Annotated in this window: 21 protein-coding genes; 3 read left to right on the top strand and 18 right to left on the bottom strand. The window is 48.5% G+C overall.

All coding sequences use genetic code 11. The annotated features are described in order from the left end of the window. Positions 1 to 77: 77 nt before the first annotated feature. On the bottom strand, positions 78 to 545 hold the full coding sequence (locus tag AR688_RS18935) for a DUF1456 family protein (protein ID WP_068237899.1): 468 nt from the start codon (positions 543 to 545) through the stop codon (positions 78 to 80). 93 nt (positions 546 to 638) lie between these two features. After that, complete coding sequence (ribA, locus tag AR688_RS18930) at positions 639 to 1,220, bottom strand: GTP cyclohydrolase II (RefSeq protein WP_068237896.1); 582 nt, start codon at positions 1,218 to 1,220, stop codon at positions 639 to 641. 296 nt (positions 1,221 to 1,516) lie between these two features. On the opposite strand from ribA, the gene AR688_RS18925 reads away from it, so the two are divergent. Then, a complete protein-coding gene (locus AR688_RS18925) occupies positions 1,517 to 3,364 on the top strand; it encodes an ABC transporter ATP-binding protein (RefSeq protein WP_068237893.1) in 1,848 nt (615 codons plus the stop codon). A gap of 102 nt (positions 3,365 to 3,466) precedes the next feature. Here the strand turns inward: AR688_RS18925 and AR688_RS18920 are convergent, their stop codons facing one another. The 8 genes from AR688_RS18920 to ppsA all read right to left on the bottom strand — a co-directional run bounded on the left by AR688_RS18920 (position 3,467) and on the right by ppsA (position 11,491). Then, complete coding sequence (locus AR688_RS18920) at positions 3,467 to 4,195, bottom strand: carbonic anhydrase (RefSeq protein ID WP_068237889.1); 729 nt, start codon at positions 4,193 to 4,195, stop codon at positions 3,467 to 3,469. 65 nt (positions 4,196 to 4,260) lie between these two features. Continuing rightward, positions 4,261 to 5,304 carry a sensor histidine kinase gene (locus AR688_RS18915; RefSeq protein ID WP_068237886.1) on the bottom strand — a complete coding sequence of 348 codons (1,044 nt, stop codon included), beginning with the start codon at positions 5,302 to 5,304 and terminating at the stop codon, positions 4,261 to 4,263. Beyond that, complete coding sequence (locus tag AR688_RS20565) at positions 5,301 to 5,615, bottom strand: winged helix-turn-helix domain-containing protein (RefSeq protein WP_231732184.1); 315 nt, start codon at positions 5,613 to 5,615, stop codon at positions 5,301 to 5,303. Before AR688_RS20565 ends, AR688_RS18915 begins: the two co-directional genes overlap by 4 nt. Positions 5,616 to 5,624: 9 nt before the next feature. Next, positions 5,625 to 6,002 carry a response regulator transcription factor gene (locus tag AR688_RS20560; protein ID WP_231732182.1) on the bottom strand — a complete coding sequence of 126 codons (378 nt, stop codon included), beginning with the start codon at positions 6,000 to 6,002 and terminating at the stop codon, positions 5,625 to 5,627. A 137-nt stretch (positions 6,003 to 6,139) separates the two neighbouring features. Beyond that, positions 6,140 to 6,487, bottom strand: coding sequence for a BON domain-containing protein (locus tag AR688_RS18905; RefSeq protein ID WP_068237883.1), 348 nt, complete (start codon positions 6,485 to 6,487; stop codon positions 6,140 to 6,142). Positions 6,488 to 6,657: 170 nt separating this feature from the next. Next, positions 6,658 to 8,178 (bottom strand): alanine/glycine:cation symporter family protein, encoded by a 1,521-nt coding sequence (locus tag AR688_RS18900; RefSeq protein WP_068237880.1) that lies wholly within the window; start codon positions 8,176 to 8,178, stop codon positions 6,658 to 6,660. An 82-nt stretch (positions 8,179 to 8,260) separates the two neighbouring features. Further along, positions 8,261 to 8,947, bottom strand: coding sequence for a glutathione S-transferase (locus tag AR688_RS18895; protein ID WP_068237877.1), 687 nt, complete (start codon positions 8,945 to 8,947; stop codon positions 8,261 to 8,263). A 153-nt stretch (positions 8,948 to 9,100) separates the two neighbouring features. Continuing rightward, a complete protein-coding gene (ppsA, locus tag AR688_RS18890) occupies positions 9,101 to 11,491 on the bottom strand; it encodes a phosphoenolpyruvate synthase (RefSeq protein ID WP_068237874.1) in 2,391 nt (796 codons plus the stop codon). A gap of 137 nt (positions 11,492 to 11,628) precedes the next feature. Here ppsA and ppsR point away from each other — a divergent pair, with 137 nt between their 5' ends. Next, the gene (ppsR, locus tag AR688_RS18885) at positions 11,629 to 12,438 is read left to right on the top strand and encodes a posphoenolpyruvate synthetase regulatory kinase/phosphorylase PpsR (RefSeq protein ID WP_068237871.1); all 810 of its coding nucleotides are present in this window, start codon (positions 11,629 to 11,631) and stop codon (positions 12,436 to 12,438) included. On the opposite strand, the gene AR688_RS18880 is transcribed toward ppsR, so the two are convergent. The 3 genes from AR688_RS18880 to AR688_RS18870 form a co-directional block, all read right to left on the bottom strand. Next, a complete protein-coding gene (locus AR688_RS18880; protein ID WP_068237868.1) occupies positions 12,435 to 13,514 on the bottom strand; it encodes a 2-dehydropantoate 2-reductase in 1,080 nt (359 codons plus the stop codon). The two genes, ppsR and AR688_RS18880, sit on opposite strands and share 4 nt — an antisense overlap. 22 nt (positions 13,515 to 13,536) lie before the next feature. Next, a complete protein-coding gene (locus AR688_RS18875) occupies positions 13,537 to 14,886 on the bottom strand; it encodes a class II 3-deoxy-7-phosphoheptulonate synthase (RefSeq protein ID WP_068237865.1) in 1,350 nt (449 codons plus the stop codon). A gap of 158 nt (positions 14,887 to 15,044) precedes the next feature. Next, positions 15,045 to 15,509 carry a low molecular weight protein-tyrosine-phosphatase gene (locus tag AR688_RS18870; protein ID WP_068237862.1) on the bottom strand — a complete coding sequence of 155 codons (465 nt, stop codon included), beginning with the start codon at positions 15,507 to 15,509 and terminating at the stop codon, positions 15,045 to 15,047. 135 nt (positions 15,510 to 15,644) lie between these two features. Between AR688_RS18870 and AR688_RS18865 the strand changes: the two genes are divergently transcribed. Beyond that, complete coding sequence (locus AR688_RS18865; RefSeq protein ID WP_068237859.1) at positions 15,645 to 16,322, top strand: response regulator transcription factor; 678 nt, start codon at positions 15,645 to 15,647, stop codon at positions 16,320 to 16,322. On the opposite strand, the gene AR688_RS18860 is transcribed toward AR688_RS18865, so the two are convergent. From AR688_RS18860 to AR688_RS18840, 5 genes are all read right to left on the bottom strand, one after another. Then, complete coding sequence (locus AR688_RS18860) at positions 16,295 to 17,071, bottom strand: CsgG/HfaB family protein (protein ID WP_068237856.1); 777 nt, start codon at positions 17,069 to 17,071, stop codon at positions 16,295 to 16,297. The two genes, AR688_RS18865 and AR688_RS18860, sit on opposite strands and share 28 nt — an antisense overlap. Next, the gene (locus tag AR688_RS18855; protein WP_068237853.1) at positions 17,072 to 17,455 is read right to left on the bottom strand and encodes a curli assembly protein CsgF; all 384 of its coding nucleotides are present in this window, start codon (positions 17,453 to 17,455) and stop codon (positions 17,072 to 17,074) included. Between the two features lie 11 nt (positions 17,456 to 17,466). Then, positions 17,467 to 17,847 carry a curli production assembly/transport protein CsgE gene (locus AR688_RS18850; RefSeq protein WP_068237849.1) on the bottom strand — a complete coding sequence of 127 codons (381 nt, stop codon included), beginning with the start codon at positions 17,845 to 17,847 and terminating at the stop codon, positions 17,467 to 17,469. Between the two features lie 51 nt (positions 17,848 to 17,898). Continuing rightward, the gene (locus AR688_RS18845) at positions 17,899 to 19,377 is read right to left on the bottom strand and encodes a hypothetical protein (RefSeq protein ID WP_068237846.1); all 1,479 of its coding nucleotides are present in this window, start codon (positions 19,375 to 19,377) and stop codon (positions 17,899 to 17,901) included. A gap of 85 nt (positions 19,378 to 19,462) precedes the next feature. Then, positions 19,463 to 19,864: a curlin subunit CsgB gene (locus AR688_RS18840; RefSeq protein WP_068238093.1), complete on the bottom strand. Its 402-nt coding sequence runs from the start codon at positions 19,862 to 19,864 to the stop codon at positions 19,463 to 19,465. Positions 19,865 to 19,893: the final 29 nt, after the last annotated feature.

Genomic DNA, 19,893 nt, shown 5'->3' with positions numbered 1-19,893 from the left:
TGCAGACACTCGGCAATAAGTGCCTGCAGTATAACATTAACTTGATAGCAGATTTAACTGCAATTGCGCGGTAAAAACTAACTGACTGCCGGACGTATTTTCTGCTGCAAGCCGCGTAAGAAATAACGCAGAACCTGCTCCTGGCAGGCACGGTAATGTTTATGATCCGGCCGGCGGAAAAATGCACTGAGTTCATGCTTGCTTAAACGGAACTCTGCACCTTCTAATAGAGCCAGAATGTCATCGTCTTTTAAATCAAAGGCAATTTTGAGTTTACGCAAAATAATATTGTAATTGAGCTTAGTTTCCGGCTCTGGAATAACACCGTCTTTGGCACCGCGACGCTGGATAATTACGCCATTAAGAAACCCGGCCAGCAACACATCGCTAATTAAGGCAAAATCTTCACTTTCGTCAGATTCCAGCCAGGCCATCACCTGCTCTTTCGTCACCGTGACATTGGTTAAAGCAAAAATGGCAATCATGCCGTGGTTAGGTGCATTTAGCGTGTAACGCAGGCTGCGCAGTACGTCGTTGTTGGTCAAGATAATATCCTGTAGCAAAAGTCTGATGAAAAACGGCGGCTATAATACCACAACCGCCGTTAAATCCGTATTTTGCTGCAATGGCACTGCGGGTTAAGGCAAATGCCCCAACTTACTGGCTTTGGTGGCCAGATAACGGTGGCTGTGCGCCGAGGTTTTCACCCGGTGCTGTACTCTTTCTAATACGTTAACACCGGCATCGGTTAACGCTTTAAGCTTACGCGGATTATTGGTAAGCAGGCGTATTTGCTGAATACCCAGTTGTTCAAACATTTGTGCTGCTATATCGTATTCACGCATATCGGGTAAGAAACCCAGAATTTCATTCGCTTCTACCGTATCCAGGCCTTTGTCCTGCTCAGCATAAGCGCGAATTTTATTAATCAGGCCAATTCCCCTGCCTTCCTGGCGTAAATACAAAATGCAACCGCGGCCTAAATCAGCAATTTTACGCATCGCCGCTTCTAACTGTGGGCCACAATCGCAGCGCAGGCTAAACAAGGCATCACCGGTTAAACACTCTGAATGCACCCGCGCCAGTACAGGCTCGTCTGTTGTGACATCGCCCAGCGTTAATGCGACATGCTCTTTACCGTTAGGTGCTTCAAAACCATGCAGGCGGAATTCAGCAAAAGGGGTGGGTAACAGTGTTGAGGTTACAAGTTTTAGTTTCATCATGACTTCTCAGATAACGGCCGCACTTAATACAGCACAAGCTTTATTGGCTAAAGCGCAAGCTTTCATTGGGCCTTAATTGGGCCATAGTGCCGTTAATTCAAGGAGACCCAAAGCCGGTATTATAGCAGCGTTCGCTGTCAAATAAGCAGATAAGTTGTGATAACATCACAAAACAATACGGCGAAATGTGTCTACGACTAACACCGTTAAAAACCGGTGAATTGCCGCAGCAGCCATGCAATTTTTATTAAACAGGTTACAATAGCCGCTGTTTTTACTACCGGTTATTCTTCATGCTACGCTTTTTTGAACGCCTTACCAAACCCTTTCCAGCAGCTGAGCCAGGCCAACCGCCACGTGGCTTACTGGCTTTTTGTCGTCACTATACCAAGGGCATGGAAACATCGTTGTTATTTATGTCTTTATCTTCAGCCATTTTAGCCGTGCTGGAAGTGTCGCTGTTTAGCTTTATGGGCCAGTTAGTTGACTGGCTGGTAGCTAATGATCCGGAAAACTTTTTTACTGACGAGCGCGCTACGCTGATTTGGATGGCGCTGGTAACCCTGGTGTTGCTGCCGTTAATGACTTTTATTCACTCGGCGATAGTGCATCAAACTTTATTGGGTAATTACCCGATGTCGATCCGCTGGCTGGCCCACCGTTATTTATTGCGCCAGAGTGTCAGTTTTTATCAGAATGACTTTGCCGGCCGTATTGCAACCAAGGTTATGCAAACGGCGCTGTCGGTGCGGGAAACGGTAATGAAGCTGCTGGATGTGATGGTGTATGTGCTGGTCTACTTCAGCGCGATGCTGTTTTTTGTTGCTGATGCCGATATACGTTTAATAGCCCCAATGCTGATTTGGCTGGTGTTTTACATCGCACTGCAGTTTTATTTTGTTCCACGCTTAAAGCGCGTGTCCACTGCTCAGGCGGATGCCCGCTCAGAAATGACCGGCCGTATTGTTGACAGCTACACCAATATTGCCACCATTAAGTTGTTTTCTCATACTAACCGCGAAGAAGGCTATGCCAAAAACAGCATGGATGTCTTTCTGCAGCCGGTTTACCAGCAAATGCGCCTTGCCACCGGGTTAAGTGTGTCGGTACAAACCCTTAACTACCTGTTGGTATTTAGTGTGGCGGCATTGTCGCTGTATTTATGGGCTGGCAGTGCTATTACGGTGGGCGCTATTGCCATAGCGATCAGCCTGGCGCTGCGTTTAAACGGTATGGCACAGTGGATTATGTGGGAAGTTAGCGCCCTGTTTGAAAATATCGGTACTGTTGCCGATGGTATCGCCACCTTATCGCGACCGATTGAAGTAAAAGATGCCGAAAATGCCGCTAAGCTAACGGTGCCACAGGGCCAGATTGAATTTCAGCAGGTTAGTTTTAATTACGGTAAAACCCCAACCGAAGACGGTAAAACCGCGATACTACAACAACTGAACCTGAGCATAAAACCGGGCGAAAAGGTCGGTTTAGTTGGCCGCTCCGGCGCTGGTAAATCCACGCTGGTAAACCTGTTGCTGCGTTTTTATGATATCGAGAGCGGTAAGATCCTCATCGACGGCCAGGACATCAGTCAGGTAAGCCAGGAAAGCCTGCGTCAGCATATTGCCATGGTAACGCAGGACACTTCCCTGCTGCACCGCTCAGTACGTGAAAATATTGCTTATGGCAAACCAGATGCCAGCGAAGCTGAATTACAGTTAGCAGCAGAGCAAGCTGAAGCCAGTGATTTTATCCGTGATCTAACCGATCCTAAAGGCAACAGTGGTTTTGATGCCCAGGTGGGTGAGCGTGGCGTTAAATTATCAGGCGGTCAGCGCCAACGTATCGCTATCGCTCGTGTACTGTTGAAAAACGCGCCAATTTTAATTCTGGATGAAGCGACCTCTGCACTGGATTCAGAAGTAGAAGCCGCGATTCAGGCCAGTTTAAATACGCTGATGGATGGTAAAACCGTTATTGCTATAGCTCACCGTTTATCTACCATCGCGCAGATGGACCGGCTTATTGTGCTGGATCAGGGCAATATCGTCGAGCAAGGCAGCCACAGCGAGCTGATTGCCAGCGGCGGTATTTATGCTCAGCTATGGGCGCATCAAACCGGTGGCTTTATTGGAGTCGAATAAAGCAAAGCGTTAAATCAGCCATTCTACCCCAATTTAGAAAAACGCCGACACTTAGTCGGCGTTTACGCTTAATAGACGCTGGGCAGCGTTTTTACCACCATGTTACTGCAACACTACCCTGTCATTAACAGGCTGCACCGGCCGATTATTGTGATGATGCATTACATGCAAAAATTGCCTGATCTGCTCTTCTGAGGCGTAAACCGGTTGTTTCATTACCAGCCAGCGCACCCCTTCCGAGCAAGGAGGTGTGGTCAATGAGCCCTCAAAACGGTAGTAAGCATGATTCTCCGGCAAAATATCCAGCGCCGAAATATCTGCCGGCATTGGCAGAGTTTCACCCAGTTGCGGCATCTGTGCCCAGGCTTTGCCCAGCATATTGTTAGTGGCACCTTGGGTAAACATAACGGCAACAACGGCTAAATGCCCTGCTTTGTCGGCATGGACTAAATGGCCTTCCATCGGAAAAGATTCGCCATTAATCAGGTTTTCACTGGGTACATGAAAATGGAATTGCTTTAATTCAAACTCGCTACCATCAACAGTAATAGTGTTACCCGGTAACATGTTTACCTGTACGGTATGGCCGTTATTAATAATGCTTGCACTGCCACTGGTATAGTTAAATTTAATCGGCTCCAGCTTACCATCAACGAAACTGCTAAGGTTGATTGGTGATTGATGACTACCCGAGCAGCTACTGTACTCCGGGCTAAGTTTTACCCATTGCTCAGGTCCGGTGTCGCCGCTATAGTCCCAGGCGGCGCCCTCAACTGCGTAGGCAATACCTGACGACAACAAGATACCCATTGCAAGTAAAGTGCGTTTCATGTGTTTCCTCTTAACAAGCTGATAAACCAGAGCAACAACATAAACCAGCCAGCGTTAAGATTGCGTTAAGAGGGTAAGGTTGTAGCCTGCGGCGGAAAATTCAGCACAAAGCGGGTACCACCTGTGGCGGGAGCTTCAAGTTGGATGTCCCAACCAATATGTTCAACCACGCGTTTAACAATAGATAACCCCAGCCCCATGCCTTCATGCGCCGGGTTATCGTCACCATGCACAAAGCGTTCAAACAGCCGCGCGTGAACTGCAGCAGAAATGCCTACACCGCTATCCTCTACTATCAATTGTCCGGCGCTAAGCTGAACCAGAATATAACCCTGCTCAGTATGGCGACACGCATTGCGCAGCAGGTTGCCGATAACAATTGCAGCCAGTTCAGGGTGTACTTTGGCCAATACCGGCGCCTGCCATTGCAGTTTGCATTGCACCGTTTTTCCGTACAGCAGCGGCTGACACTGTTCCAGCTCTGCCTCAATAACAGCATTTAGCGCTGTATCGGGTGCTTCGCTGCCTTCAGCCCTGGCCAGCAGCAGTAAAGCACTGATGCGCTTTGCAGTTTCAGCCGCCACCCGCCGGATACGCTCTGCGCTGGCGTATTGTGCCGACTGCGCTGGCAATTGCACCGTCAACACCTCAGCCGCGCCTAATATTACCGTTAGCGGTGTACGTAACTCATGGCTAACATCGGCAGTAAACATTTGTTCGCGCTGTAAAAACTGTTGCAACTCGTTGGTCCTTTTGGCAAAAGCCCGTGCCAGTACACCTATTTCATCCTGGGCAAAACGTGATGGCAACTCAGTTGCCGCAGCATTGCGGTTAACCGCGTCGGCCAGCGCCGCAACCGGTGCAATAACACGACGCACACTCCAAACACCCAGCCCTGCAGCTAATATCACACTGACAACAAATCCCACTGCCAAAGAGAGTAAAATTACCAGTTCAGTTTCTTCCAGCCCTCCCGGAGCATCGACAATCTGATCTTCAATAATCTTTATCGAAATATAGCTAACCAGGCTAAAAGCCCCGGCAACCACAACGGCCAGCAGAATATAGGTTAAAGTGAGATGGTGTTTGAGCGAGAGTCTGGGTTTCATTGCGGCCCTTCATTACGCTCTTCATTGCAAAGCATCAGACGATAGCCGGTGCCAGGCAGAGTTAATAACACCGGGTAAGAAAATGGTTTGTCCAGTACCCGCCGTAACGTATGAATGTGGGTACGCAGCGCATCGCTATCGGGCGGTTCATCACCCCACACCTGACGCTCTAATGCCTCACGTGTTATCAGTTTTGGCGCTACACGCATCAGCGCGCTGAGGATACGGTATCCGGTGGGTGTCAGATCTAATGTTTGCCCGGCGCGGCTAATACGGCCAATACCGGCATCAAGTTGCAGCTCACCGAACACCAGAACCGATTACACATGCTCATTGCGTGCCCGGCGCACCAGTGCTTTTAGCCGAGCGTCCAGCTCAGCCAGAGAGTATGGCTTTACCAGGTAGTCATCAGCGCCAACCGCAAAGCCTGTTACTTTGTCTTGCTCGGTGTCGCGCGCAGTTAGCATCAGGATTGGTGTTGTCAGTTGATATTGTTGGCGTAACTGACGGCATACTTCGATACCATCCATAGCCGGTAGCGACAGATCCAGCACTATAGCGTCGTGCGCAGATGTCGTCGCAGCTAATACACCCGCCTTACCACTTCGTGCTACATCCAGCTTATAACCCAAGGGTTCCAGGTAGCTGTACAAATTAGCGATAATATCGGCATTGTCTTCAATAATTAATAAATGCATCAAATCTGTTCACCGGGCCGCGATGGCCGCTTATAGGTAACAGAAAGTGTATCCTAAGGCAGCTTTTTAACAAAGCGGCTAAGGCGATCCGCCGGTTTTAGCTTTAAGGCTGGCTAAAACCGGTTTGATGCAGGTTATTATTTCACTTCCAGCTGATTATTCACCGAATGCACACCTGAGGTTGCCGCGGTAATCATCTCCGCTTGCTCGCGCTGCGCCTGAGTTTCAACCTGGCCCCAAAGCTTGACATCACCTTTGCGGGTTTCTATCTGGATATCTAAATGCTGCAACTGTGGATCTGCCATCAGGGCAGTATTAACCGCAGTGCTGATATTAACATCGTCACCACTGCCGTCTTCGGTTGTTACGCTAAGATCCGGCGCACCGGTTTGAGCATTAACATTGCCGCGCTCACAGCTACTAAGCAGCAAGCTGCCTGCCAGCACTATACCAGCGGTAACAAAGGTACGTTTTATTACTTGCATCATTAGCTCCTTCACGCTGCAAAAGTGCAGAGTCAAGACCATAATGGCGTAACAACAGGCCGGTATCTGTGCGCTAGCAGACATAGCGAGTATGCCGCTTGCTAATCCGGCAGATAAAAAAGCCCGGCACTTAGGCCGGGCTGCAATTAGGTTTTACCGATTCGGTTAACTTATTTCTGCTCTTGCTGCTGTTTATTAGCCAACCGCTTTTCCCAGAACGTCGCGTTTTTGATGCCCAGTTTTACCGGATCAAAGCTAATGGGGCCGCCAGCCTTTTTCTGCTCTTCAAAATCGCGCAGGCAACGCATAGTCGGCTTATACATAAAAAATATTACCAGAATACCGACCACGTTAACCCAGGCCATTAAGCCTACGCCTATATCTCCGATATTCCAGATATAACCAGCGCTGTTTACCGTGCCGTAGGCCACCATAAACATCAATAACAGCTTAAATACGATATTGGGCAGTTTGTTATTAAACACCCGGTTTAAATAAGCCACGTTAGTTTCAGTAATGTAGTAGTACGCCAAAATGGTGGTAAAAGCGAAGAAGAAAATAGCCAGGCCGGCAAATACCTGGCCAAACTGACCAAACACACTTAACAACGCCATTTGCGTAAAGGCTGGTGAAGCTACTTCGGTGGCCGCATCAACGTTCTGCAGGATCATAGTGCCAACACCAGTGGCGGCATTAAAGTTCTCAGTTTGAATATTGTACTGCTGCGTAATTAAAATCATTAACGCTGTGGCGGTGCAAACAAACAGGGTATCAACATACACAGAAAACGCCTGCACTAAACCTTGCTGTGATGGATGGTCAACTTCAGCCGCAGCTGCTGCATGCGGGCCTGTGCCCTGGCCAGCTTCATTCGAGTAAATACCCCGTTTTACCCCCCAGCCAATGGCAGCACCAAAACCAGCCTGCGCAGTAAAGGCATCGGTGAATATCATGCTAAACACGTCTGGCACTTTATCCAGGTTAAGAAATACTACGATCAGTGCCAGCACAATGTAGCCAAGCGCCATAAAGGGCACAACGATCTGGGTAAAGTGGGCAATACGCTTAATACCGCCGAAAATAATAAACGCCAGCACGATAAGGATCACTGCCAGCGCAATCAGTTTATGGGTACCCACTTCACCAAAACTGGTAACCACCATATTGCCATCGCCGAAAACCTGCGTTACAGCATTGCCTACAGCATTGGCCTGCACACCCGGCAAGAAGATACCACAGCCAATAATGGCAGAAATAGCAAACAAAATACCCAACCAGCGCCAACCAAGGCAACGCTCAAAATAGTAAGCCGGGCCACCGCGATACTGGCCGTTTTCTTCAACTTTATAAATTTGCCCCAGCGTGGATTCAACATAGGCCGTACTGGCGCCTAAAAATGCGACAACCCACATCCAGAACACGGCACCGGGGCCACCAAAGCCAATAGCTGCCGCCACACCAGCGATATTGCCCACACCAACCCGGCCAGATAACGACACTGCCAGTGCCTGAAATGACGAGATACCTTTGTCTGATTCAGTATTGTTCAGCAGCAGTTTGCACATTTCTTTAAAATGGCGAACCTGCGCAAACCGGGTCAGTATTGAGTAAAATAAGCCAGCGCCGAGACACAAGTAAATCAGCGCCGGGCTCCAGATAATGCCATTTAGCGCACTAATAAAGCCTTCCATTTCCCTTCCTTATAATTATTTTTAAGCTAATTGTGTTATACGCCGCTTAATTTGCCACAGCAAAACTAGAATTGCTACGCCGTTAGCTGGTTTGCCGCTGATCTGCGATAATTTGCCCGGCAGCGGCGATTTCATCATCATGCGCCTGATCAACCCAAGGCTCTGCTAACGCCTGCTTATACCAATCCTGCATTGCCGGTAACGCTAACAAGTGTTGTAGATAGTTGGTAGCGACTTTACTAAACGGCAAACCGTAGCTTTGCATACGAAATGCCACCGGCGCAAAAAACGCATCTGCAGCACAAAACGCTTTACCGGCTAAAAATGGCCCGCCAAAATGCCGGATCCCCTGCTCAAATAATTCACTTAAGCGGTCAATATCTAGCAAAAGAGCCGGCGTTACCTGATGCAACTTTACCCGGTGGCCACAGCTCATGCCGCAAGTATTACGCAGTGTACTAAAGCCAGAGTGCATTTCTGCCGCCGCGCAGCGGGCGAATGCCCGGGCTTTTGCATCTTTTGGCCATACTGCCGGGTAAGTTTCATACAGATATTCGGCAATGGCCAGTGAATCCCATACCACGATGTCTTTTTGTACTAAACATGGCACTTTACCCGAAGGTGAAAAAGTGCGGAATTTTTCAAAGTTGCCCTGCTGGCTAAAAGGCACCAATTGTTCAATAAACGGAATATTCAGCTGGTGCATTAACACCCAGGGCCGCAATGACCAGGAAGAATAATTTTTATTGGCAATATAGAGTTCACGCATTGTTGGCTCCTTCGTGGGGTTAAGCTATTTACTATGTGCTGAAGTGATACAAATCACAATCAGCTTTTGTATCAAAGTGATGCCATACCGTGCAGCTGGTATAAAAAAGCCCCTGTAAAGGGGCTTTTCCAGCAACATCATAAGGCTAACAAATTATTGTTTACCGTGTTGTGAGCCATACTTCTCGGCCAGATACAGCCAGGTTTCCAGCACGGTATCCGGGTTCAGCGATACGCTGTCAATGCCCTGCTGCATTAACCAGGCGGCGAAGTCTTCATGATCCGACGGCCCCTGGCCACAAATACCAATATATTTACCTTTGGCTTTACAGGTTTTAATGGCCATTTCCAGCAATTTGTAAATTGCCGGGTTACGCTCATCAAACAAGTGGGCTATCAGGCCGCTGTCTCTGTCCAGCCCCAGGGTTAACTGGGTTAAGTCGTTCGAACCAATTGAGAAGCCATCGAAGTATTCTAAAAACTCTTCTGCCAACAAGGCGTTCGATGGCAACTCGCACATCATAATAACCCGTAGGCCATTATCGCCGCGCTTTAAGCCGTGCTCTGCCAGCAAATCGATTACGCTGCTTGCTTCGCCCAAAGTACGCACAAACGGGATCATTACCTCAACATTGGTAAAGCCCATCACATTGCGTACCCGCTTTAACGCCTCAACTTCTAAGGCAAAGCAATCGCGGAAATCTTTAGAGATATAACGCGAGGCGCCACGAAAGCCGATCATCGGGTTTTCTTCGTGCGGCTCATACTGGCGCCCACCAACTAAATTGGCGTATTCATTCGATTTAAAATCCGACATCCGCACTATCACTTTTTGCGGCGCAAAAGCACAGGCTAAAGTGGCGATGCCTTCGGTCAGCTTGGCAATGTAAAATTCGACCGGGTCAGCATAGCCGGCAATCATGTCACTGATGGTCGCTTTAAGCTCCGGGGTTTGCGCATCAAAATTCAGCAATGCCTTAGGGTGCACGCCAATCATGCGGTTAATAATAAATTCCAGCCGTGCCAGACCAATACCGGCATGCGGCAACCTGGCAAACGAGAATGCCCGCTCCGGATTGCCGACATTCATCATTATTTTCAAATCCAGCTTTGGCATTTGATCAACGCGGCTGCTGACAACTTTATACTCCAGCTTACCGTCATAAATAAAGCCGGTATCGCCTTCGGCACAAGACACGGTAACTTGCTGGCCGGTTTTAATTTTTGCCGTAGCATCGCCACAACCCACTACTGCCGGAATACCCAGCTCGCGGGCAATAATGGCAGCATGGCAGGTACGGCCACCTCGATTGGTAACAATAGCCGACGTCCGCTTCATGATCGGTTCCCAGTCCGGATCGGTCATGTCAGTTACTAACACATCGCCCGGCTGAATTTGGTCCATCTGCTCTATGCCTTTAAGCACCTTCGCAGTACCGGCACCAATACGTTGGCCAATAGCCCGGCCCTCGACCAACACCGGTGCTTTCGCCAATAGTTGGAAGCGCTCCATACTGTTGCTGTCTTCGCGGCTTTTTACCGTTTCCGGCCGCGCCTGCACGATATACAACTTGCCGTCGTTACCATCTTTTGCCCACTCGATATCCATCGCGCGGCCATAGTGCTTAGCAATAATCACGGCTTGTTTGGCCAGCTCTTCTACTTCGGCATCGGTTAACGAGAACTGTCGGCTGCGCTGTGGTTCAATATCCACCACCTTAACCTGCTTGCCGTGGCCTTGCTCGCCGGAGTAAATCATCTCGACTTTTTTACTGCCTAAATTGCGCTTTACCACTGCCGGGCGGCCAGCCGCCAGTGTGGGTTTGTGCACATAGAATTCGTCCGGGTTAACGGCGCCCTGCACCACCATTTCACCTAAGCCGTAAGAAGAAGTAATAAACACCACCTCTTCAAAGCCCGACTCAGTATCAATGCTGAACATAACGCCGGATGAAGCTAAATCGGAGCGCACCATTTTCTGTACGCCAGCTGATAACGCCACACCACGGTGGTCATAGCCCTGATGCACACGGTAAGAAATGGCGCGGTCGTTAAATAACGAGGCAAACACATGTTTAATAGCAATGATCACGGCATCATAGCCGCGCACGTTTAAGAAGGTTTCCTGCTGGCCGGCAAAAGACGCATCAGGCATATCTTCGGCAGTTGCTGATGAACGTACGGCAAAAGACACATCCTGCGCAGCATCCGGGTGCAGTTGTTGGTAAGCCTGGCGAATGGCCTGCTCTAACTCTGGTTGAAACGGTGTATCGATAACCCATTGGCGTATTTGGGCACCGGCTTTAGCCAGTGCGGTTACATCGTCGACATCCAGGCCGTCGAGCAGCTGATAAATGCGCTCATTAACGCCGCTTTGTTCAAGAAATTGGTTAAAAGCGTAGGCTGTGGTAGCAAAGCCACCCGGTACCTGTACCCCGGCGTTTGCCAGATTACTGATCATTTCACCCAGTGAGGCATTTTTGCCCCCCACCCGGTTTACATCGTGCATTCCCAGGTTTTCATACCAAATCACAAATTCTTGCACAGTTCGTCTCCAATTTTTGTCGTATGGCGTGTAAGCTTACATCCAGCATTACAGGGCCAGACGATTTTACACTGGCGTCAGGGCTAATTAAAACCTTAATTTCAATGTAATTTTATAACAACAAAACGGAGTTTTCGGTGCGTACAGCCTTTTATATTTCAGATGGAACCGCCATTACCGCAGAAGTGTTTGGCCATGCCTTACTTACTCTTTTTCCTGCACAATTTGAGCATGTTACCATCCCGTTTGTTGAAACTGCCGATATGGCGGAGCAAGTAAAACAGCGTATTAACGATCGTTATAAAACAACGGGACAACGGCCGTTAATCTTTCAAACCTTTGTTGATGACCGGTTACGGCAGATTATTAACAGCAGTAATGGCGTCTGTTATGACTTCCTCAATACCTTTGTCGAGCCCATCCAGCGCGAGCTTGGCGTGGCACCGGTGCCCAAAACCCACCGAACTCACAGCATCCATGAACAAAGTTATGATTTTCGTATTGATGCGGTTAATTTTGCCCTGGCCAATGATGATGGTTCTAATCTGAAAAATTTTGATCAGGCCGATATTATTCTGGTGGGCGTAAGCCGCTCTGGCAAAACCCCGACCAGCCTGTATCTGGCACTGCAATACGGTATTAAAGCAGCAAATTATCCGTTTGTGGAGGAGGATATGGAGCAACTAGGTTTACCAGAGGTATTAAAACGTAATAAGAGTAAGATGTTTGGTTTAACCATCACCGCCGAGCGCTTAAGCCAAATTCGCGAGCAACGCCGTGCCAATAGCCGCTATGCATCACTGCGTCAGTGCCAGCTGGAGCTGGCCGAGGTAGAAAACTTATACCAGCGCGAACAAATCCCGTTCTTAAACTCAACACACCTGTCGATTGAGGAAATTTCAGCGAAAATTATCGCTAAAACCGGGCTTAAACGGCATAAATATTAACTTTCTAACTTCACTTGCTGCAGTATTTCACTAATCGAAAGCGGCTCAGCTTCGCCGCTTTCCAGCCGTTTTATTTGCTCAACCAGTAAGGTATTCACCGGAGTGGGTAGCTGATAAAGTTGGCCCATCCGCACCACTGCGCCATTTAAAAACATGATTTCTGTGCGCTTTTTCGCCTGAATGTCGTCCCACATTGACGAGTGCGCTTGTTCATCCATCGCCAGCATCTTAGCGGCCATGTGATGGAATAAGCGGCGGAACAATATGGTCGGCAAACGTAGTAACCAGGGCAGCATAGCGTTAGGCAATCTGGTGTACGGTACCGGCCGGATTTTTGCTTTACTGCATATCGCCAACCATTCCTGCATGGCCATTGCAAGTAGCAAACGGCAGTCTGTGTCCAACAGCTGCTGTTTCAGCGGGACATTACTGATCGCATTTAGAGCATTGTTGAGGTTAAGCAACAGTTTACCGTATTCGGCAGCCGTAATATCTGTGGTCGTTTGCACCGGTAACTGCAAATGATTAAACACGCTAATGACATAATTTACCGCTGTATGCTGGCTTTGCTGCCAGACAATGTTACCCGCGGTGGCGCGATGAAACTGACCAGCGCGGTTTTTTACTACGTTAAACGGCACTATGGCGCGCAATACCGGATTAGCCAAATCCTGAGTTAGCATTTCACCAATGCCAATACCGTTTTGCATTGCGACCACCGGTACTTCAGGGCGTAAAAAACGTTTTAGCTGGGTCAGCATCGGCACTAATGCGGGGGCTTTTACTGTCAGTAGCACCACATCGCACTCAATGAGGCTGTTAAGTGAGCTATAAAAGGCAACGGGCTGGGCAAAATAGGCCTGATGATCACAGGAGGTGGCGCTTAAACCATTAGCGGCCAGTTCCAGTGCCATGGTTTCGCGACCGAAAAATTTAACATCCAGCGCACTGTCCTGGCATAAGTAAGCACCAAGATAGCAGCCCACACTACCTGCCCCCACTATGCCGATACAATAACGCTGACCAGCAGTAGAATACTGGCCAGCGTCATCCTGAGCTTGTTGTCCTGATAACACTTACGCTCCTTTGAGCGCGTGATTATTTACGCGCAGTGCGTAGAGTATCGGCAATCAGGAAGGCTAATTCCAGTACCTGATCAGCATTTAACCGCGGATCGCACTGGGTGAAGTAGCGTTTACCCAAATCGTGCTCACTCAAACCATAAGCACCGCCGGTACATTCGGTTACATGCTCACCGGTCATTTCCAGGTGAATACCACCGGCATGGCTGCCTTCTGCTTTGTGCACCGCAAAGAAATTGCGGATTTCGCGTAAGATGGCTTCGAAGTCACGGGTTTTGTAGTCGTTACTCGCTTTTACCGTATTGCCGTGCATCGGATCTGAGCTCCACACTACTTTACGGCCTTCCTGCTGCACTTTACGTACTAAAGCAGGTAATTTATCAGCCAGTTTGTCGGCGCCCATACGGGTGATCAGGGTTAAGCGCCCGGCGACATTGTTCGGGTTTAACGCATCAATTAAGCGGATCAGATCGTCCGGTTGCATACCCGGGCCCACTTTTACGCCAACCGGGTTGTGAATGCCACGGAAAAATTCAATATGCGCATGATCCAACTGCCGCGTACGCTCGCCAATCCACACCATGTGGGCCGAGCAGTCATACCAGTCACCGGTTAATGAATCACGCCTTGTCAGCGCTTCTTCGTAGTTTAGCAACAAGGCTTCATGCGATGTATACAACTGGGTTTCACGGATAGACGGCGAGTTTTGTCCGGTAATTCCGCAAATCTCCATAAAGCGCAACGCTTCCTGAATACGCTGGGCGACATCCTGATAGCGATCTTTTAGCGGGTTAGACTCAACAAAGCCCATATTCCACTTACTAACCTGATGTAAATCGGCCAGACCGCCCTGAGCAAAAGCGCGCAGTAAATTCAGCGTAGCGGCTGAGTGATGATAAGCCGTGGTTAACCGGTTTGGGTCTGGCAACCTCGCCGCTTCAGTAAACTCAAAGCTGTTAACAATGTCACCGCGGTAGCTTGGCAATGACACACCATTAATCGTTTCCAGATCGCTGGAGCGCGGCTTGGCATATTGCCCTGCCATACGGGCGACCTTTACTACCGGCAAACCACCGGCAAACGTCAACACTACCGCCATTTGCAGCAATACTTTAAAGGTGTCGCGAATTTTAGGTGCGTTAAAATCGTTAAAGCTTTCGGCGCAATCGCCACCTTGCAATAAAAAACCCTGACCTTCAGCAACCTGGCCCAACTGGCTAAACAGATCCCGCGTTTCCTGGGCAAACACCAGTGGCGGATATTTATGTAATTGCTGTTCAACACGGTGCAGCAAATCCTGATCTTTATAGCTTGGTTGCTGTTGGATCGGTAAGCTGCGCCAGCTTTGAGGCGTCCAGGTGGTCACGATGATTTTCCTATATTTGATGATGAGTCTGATGAATTGCCATGCAAGTTATAGACTTCTGGACGTAAATTCAATGCTGAACATGGCATAATTTATGACAATTTTATCTGCAGGTGAAAAACTGCTGCTGTTTTGCTCAGTTACACCAAGCCAAAGCGTTAATCTGACAGAAATTCCACCAAACCATCACAGCCTTGTTCAATCAGCTGCAGTACCAGCTCAAAGCCCCGGCTGCCGCCATAATAGGGATCAGGTACTTCATTTATGGCAGGAAACTCTGGATGGTACTGCAAAAATAACTGCAGCTTATGCTGCTGCTCTGGCGGGCAACGACGGCTTAACTCCTGCAAATTATCCTTATCCATTGCCAGGATCAGGTCGTAATAGGCAAAATCCTGCTCTTTTACCGGCCTGGATGTTATGCCGTTAAATTTATAACCTTTCGCCAGCCCCTCACGCACGCTGCGCGGATCTGGCGCTTCACCACGATGGGATGCGCTGGTACCTGCCGATTCTATTTCAACCGCCATGGCATATTGCGCCGCTTTATAGCGCATAACCGCATGAGCCGTGGGCGAACGACAGACATTCCCCAGACAAACAAACAAGATTTTCCTTGGCATAACAACTCCCTGTAAGTCAATTTTGCTATGCTAGCACGCTTTGCACTGAACGTTAAATGGTTGCATATTACTAAACACAGGTTCAGTATGACGTTTGCTGACGGGAGAATTTGATTGTTTTTCGGAGAGAAGTAAATGGATAAGTTTGTCAAACTTATCGTGCTGACGGAGCAGGAAACTGTACATAATATTTCACTGCTGGCACAGTCTGTCGGCATTAAAGTGCAACAACAAAGTCGTTCAGATGTATTACAAATGCCGCAACTTAAAGCCGGCACCTTACTGGCCTGCCCTTACCATGGTATAGATTTAAATAAAAAAGGCATGTCCGTAGAACTGCAATGTTTGCTGCAAAAAGCGCCTTTATTCTTTTTTCAGGCTGAACGTGCCTTGCTTAACCCCACCCAGGCCTTAGTAAACGGCATTCGCGGTGCCATATACCGCGACGAGCAGTTAGATCGGGTGCTAACCGCCTTGAAAACCATGATGGACGGCCAGTTATATTATGCCCGGCCGGTGATGTCCGAATTGCTGGATGAACTCTTGTTGCAAAAGCTAAACACCAATGCCGGGCTGCGCCATGTCACAGACAGTAGCCTGTTAACCAGGCAGGAAAAACGTATTATTCAACTGGTGGCAGAAGGCTCGCGTAATAAAGAGATTGCCGACAACCTTAATATCAGTGCTCACACAGTAAAAGCCCATATGTCATCTATTTTCCGTAAAACCCAGGCCAGAAACCGGGTAGAGCTGCTGCGCTGGCTGCAGCAGCCCGGTAGGAACGATCACCCTTCGCTGGTAAGGCCCGCCTGAGTATCTGCCCGCCAAAACCCTCGTTGCTGGCCCTGGCTTATCAGTTCAGCAACGGCGGTTTCAATAGCCTGCTTCACACAGTACTGCACCGGCTCGTTGGTTGAGTAACCGCCTTCAGCTTCCAATAAACGATTTAATGAGACATAACGAAACAGCCCGGCCCGCAGCTCCTGCGAAAATACCTTTTTATTGCTGGCAACAGACAACAACACCTGGCCGGTATGCACATCCACCGCGCGTAGATAAATAGTGACCTGATCTTCCCGATATAGCTCAGAAGCACCAACACCAAAGTATTCCGCGCCAATACCGCCGGTTGTCAGGTTGGTTTCATAACTGATAATACCGCCCTCAAACAGCAAGCGGGCTTCTTTTAGCGGCGGCAGTTCAGCCGCTTTTTTATTCGAGCCATGAATTTTGCGCTCTGTCAGCAGGTTTTGCAGCCCTTCACGCTCAAGCGGTGCAAACCAGCCACTGTCCAGTAAGGTTTGAGTCAGTATCGAGGTTGCGCCCTGTGTGACGGCCGTTGAGAAACTGGAAACATTTGCCTGAGGCTTATATTGCCCGGTTTGATCACGAAAGGTATATACCGATACCGGAATAGCCAGCCTGGGTCTGTTACCTTGCTGTAACTCCTGCATCAAGGCACTTGGTGCGTCAATGCTGGCAGCAGAGATATTAATTGCCGGTTTGGGTAATAACGAACAGCCACTCAGCAAGGCAACGGTAAGGAAAAATACTGCTTTCATTTATCCTCCAATTACCGGAATAGTAATAATGGTTACTTCACCGCTATCAAGGTTAGTAATATTAACGATTACACTGCCATCAGGGTCAGTGACAACTTCAACCAAAAACTCGCCGGTGTTATATACACCTTCGACCAGCTCGCCGTCGGCTATGCGCCGGGTAAGCGAGTTAATAATATTACGCTCTAAGGCGTCACGAAACTTATCAACAAAAGACTGGCCCGGATTAGCGGCAGTATGGGCATTTTGGCTTTGGGCTTTTTGCAGTAAAAAATTACCATTTAATGGGTTACCGCCAAAACTGGGGTTTATCGGTGTATATACCAGTTCAGTTGCCTGAATACCGGCACTTAGCATGAATAACGGCAGAAATATCCACTTCATTTTTAATCCTTTCACAGCTCATTACTCTGTGGGTCACCCAGCATACGCGCAGTTTGTATATTGGCTAACTCGTTAATACTTAAAAGAATGGCTTGTTCAGCCATTTGCTTGACGTCATTGTAGCGCCGGCCGAAATAGGTCTGATATACCCGGCTCTGGTTCATTTCTACCCACAAGAACGTGCCGGCTTGCGGGTATACCTGTTCGTAAACCACCACCGTAATACCATCAGTTCCCGGCATATCGCGCCAGTAACCGGCATAGTAATAGGTAAAGTCTTTGCCAAAACGCGAAATGGTGCGATCAAGCACCAGTCCTTCCAGCTCAATATCAGCAGCAGCCAGCGGCAAACTCAGGCCGCAGGCCAGCAACAGAATAAAAAGTAATTTCATAGCAGGCTTAATAAAGCGGGCTCAGACAGCCAGGCCGCCTGAGCCAACGCCTTAGTTTTGTACTACGATGGCGGTATTGAAATCGCCATTTTGCGTGACGCTCATCAGGTTGCCCTGGCCTGACTGGCTACCCAGCACCAGGTTGTCATTGCCGTTCTGGGTAATAGACACCAGGCCGTCGTTACCACCTAAGGCAAAATAACCGTTATCACCGGCTACCCAGTTGCCAGTGCCTGATTGCAATATATCCAGGGTGTTAGCATTACCGGCAATTAACACGTCAACCAGATTAATATCGCCGCTTTGCTCTACGTTTACGCTGTTACCATTAACAGCTACATCGCTGGTTATCAGCAACTCATTGGCAGAACCTGACTGATCAATATAAAAATCGTTGTCATCACCCAGCACGTCAACCACAGCAAAATTTGTATCACCTAATTGCTGTATATCTGCACTATTACCAGCACCACCTAAGCCTGCAGCGGCAATATTATCGTCGCCCCGGCTGTAAATGGTGGCGCTGTTATCACTACCTACCAGCACCAGTTCAGTGGTGTTACCGTCACCGCGCTGAATAACTTCTACGTTATGGCCATCGCCATCAGTAGCAAATAAAGCGGTGTTAAGATTACCGTCTTGCCAGATATCAATTTGGTTGTCGTTACCTACTAAGCCAAGCGGTGCTTCAATAAGGTTGCCATCTCCACGCTGATCAATTAGCACCAGATTTTGTTCGCCCTGTAACGGGTCAAGCAGAAACTGGTTGGCATTACCATCCTGATAAACATCAATCAGGTTATCATCGCCCGTCAGATTAGACAGGATAAAAACATTACCGTCGCCTTGCTGCTGCACGAAAGTGCTATTGTTGTCGCCGCTTACACCCACAATACCGCCAACGTTAGCATTACCGGTTTGCTCAGCTTCAAAAGTATTGCGGTTACCGGCCAGATTAAACATACCGGCTTCGTTGTTATCGCCAACCTGCACACTGAACAAGCTGTTGTCATCACCACTGAAACCGGCATTGGCCCAGTTTGCATTACCTTCCTGGCTTGTTTCAACCAGGTTGCCGTTACCGGTAATGTTGATAAAGGTTTCATTTAACTCGCCAAGCTGTAAAACGGCGGCATCATTGATATTGCCGGTAATAACCGCTTCAGCGACATTGTAAAAGCCGTCTTGCGTCATGCTTACGGTATTTTCGTCACCAATAATGTCTATATAAGCGATATGCCAGTCAGTTAACTGTTCGGTACGGGTTTGGTTATCATTGCCGCTGACAAAGTGATAAGCCTCCAGCCAAACGCCATCCTGGGTAGCACTGGCAGTATTTATGCTGCCGTTTTGGTCAATAACAGCAAGGCTGATTTCGCCGCTTTGTGTCACTTCAGCCAGGTTGCCTTCAACCGCTGCTGCCGATGTCTGGTTAATAATAACTTCATTGCTGACAGCCATCGCCGGTGCTGACATTGCCAGCGCAACCGTAAGACCAAGTATATGTTTACGTGAAATTAGACCTTTCATCTGATTCTCCCTAACTCATTGTTGTTTATTAATTTATTTTTTTCACTTTATAATTGGGTAGTGTTACTGCAACAGTGCAGCGTTGTCAGTACTGGACGATAGAAATACGCTCTCCCACACCGCTTTGCTCAATGGACAACTCTCTGTTGCCCCACTGCTCTACCCGGATCAGATTGCTTTCACCACTTTGGATGATGTTGGCAATATTATTGTTGCCGGTTTGCATCAGTTCAGCCTGATGGCCATAACCGGTTTGCTGCAACAAAATTTGATTTAGCACGCCTTGTTGCAACAGCACGGCATAATGAGCCTGGCCAGACTGAGTAACATCAGCCACATTCAAATCCCCCAATTGCGTGATATCAACCCCGCTTGCCAGTGCCCGTCGCTCCAGCAGAGACGTCATTTGCAACGAGATATCTGCATGCACGGTGCCGCTTATCAGCAACAAACTCACTAACGCCAGCTTTTTGTTAACACTATGCAAAATATCCACCTCAAATCGTTACGACGAAA

The sequence above is a fragment of the Rheinheimera sp. EpRS3 genome, assembly GCF_001513785.1.
GTDB lineage: Bacteria > Pseudomonadota > Gammaproteobacteria > Enterobacterales > Alteromonadaceae > Alishewanella.
This window is presented reverse-complemented; position numbering and strand designations above follow the sequence as displayed.

Excerpts from the sequence above, each read along its gene's own strand:
- ribA (WP_068237896.1), bottom strand. The coding sequence starts at position 1,220 with ATGAAACTAAAACTTGTAACCTCAACACTGTTACCCACCCCTTTTGCT.
- AR688_RS18925 (WP_068237893.1), top strand. The coding sequence starts at position 1,517 with ATGCTACGCTTTTTTGAACGCCTTACCAAACCCTTTCCAGCAGCTGAG.
- AR688_RS18920 (WP_068237889.1), bottom strand. The coding sequence starts at position 4,195 with ATGAAACGCACTTTACTTGCAATGGGTATCTTGTTGTCGTCAGGTATT.
- AR688_RS18915 (WP_068237886.1), bottom strand. The coding sequence starts at position 5,304 with ATGAAACCCAGACTCTCGCTCAAACACCATCTCACTTTAACCTATATT.
- AR688_RS20560 (WP_231732182.1), bottom strand. The coding sequence starts at position 6,002 with ATGCATTTATTAATTATTGAAGACAATGCCGATATTATCGCTAATTTG.
- AR688_RS18905 (WP_068237883.1), bottom strand. The coding sequence starts at position 6,487 with ATGCAAGTAATAAAACGTACCTTTGTTACCGCTGGTATAGTGCTGGCA.
- AR688_RS18900 (WP_068237880.1), bottom strand. The coding sequence starts at position 8,178 with ATGGAAGGCTTTATTAGTGCGCTAAATGGCATTATCTGGAGCCCGGCG.
- AR688_RS18895 (WP_068237877.1), bottom strand. The coding sequence starts at position 8,947 with ATGCGTGAACTCTATATTGCCAATAAAAATTATTCTTCCTGGTCATTG.
- AR688_RS18870 (WP_068237862.1), bottom strand. The coding sequence starts at position 15,509 with ATGCCAAGGAAAATCTTGTTTGTTTGTCTGGGGAATGTCTGTCGTTCG.
- AR688_RS18865 (WP_068237859.1), top strand. The coding sequence starts at position 15,645 with ATGGATAAGTTTGTCAAACTTATCGTGCTGACGGAGCAGGAAACTGTA.
- AR688_RS18860 (WP_068237856.1), bottom strand. The coding sequence starts at position 17,071 with ATGAAAGCAGTATTTTTCCTTACCGTTGCCTTGCTGAGTGGCTGTTCG.
- AR688_RS18855 (WP_068237853.1), bottom strand. The coding sequence starts at position 17,455 with ATGAAGTGGATATTTCTGCCGTTATTCATGCTAAGTGCCGGTATTCAG.
- AR688_RS18850 (WP_068237849.1), bottom strand. The coding sequence starts at position 17,847 with ATGAAATTACTTTTTATTCTGTTGCTGGCCTGCGGCCTGAGTTTGCCG.
- AR688_RS18845 (WP_068237846.1), bottom strand. The coding sequence starts at position 19,377 with ATGAAAGGTCTAATTTCACGTAAACATATACTTGGTCTTACGGTTGCG.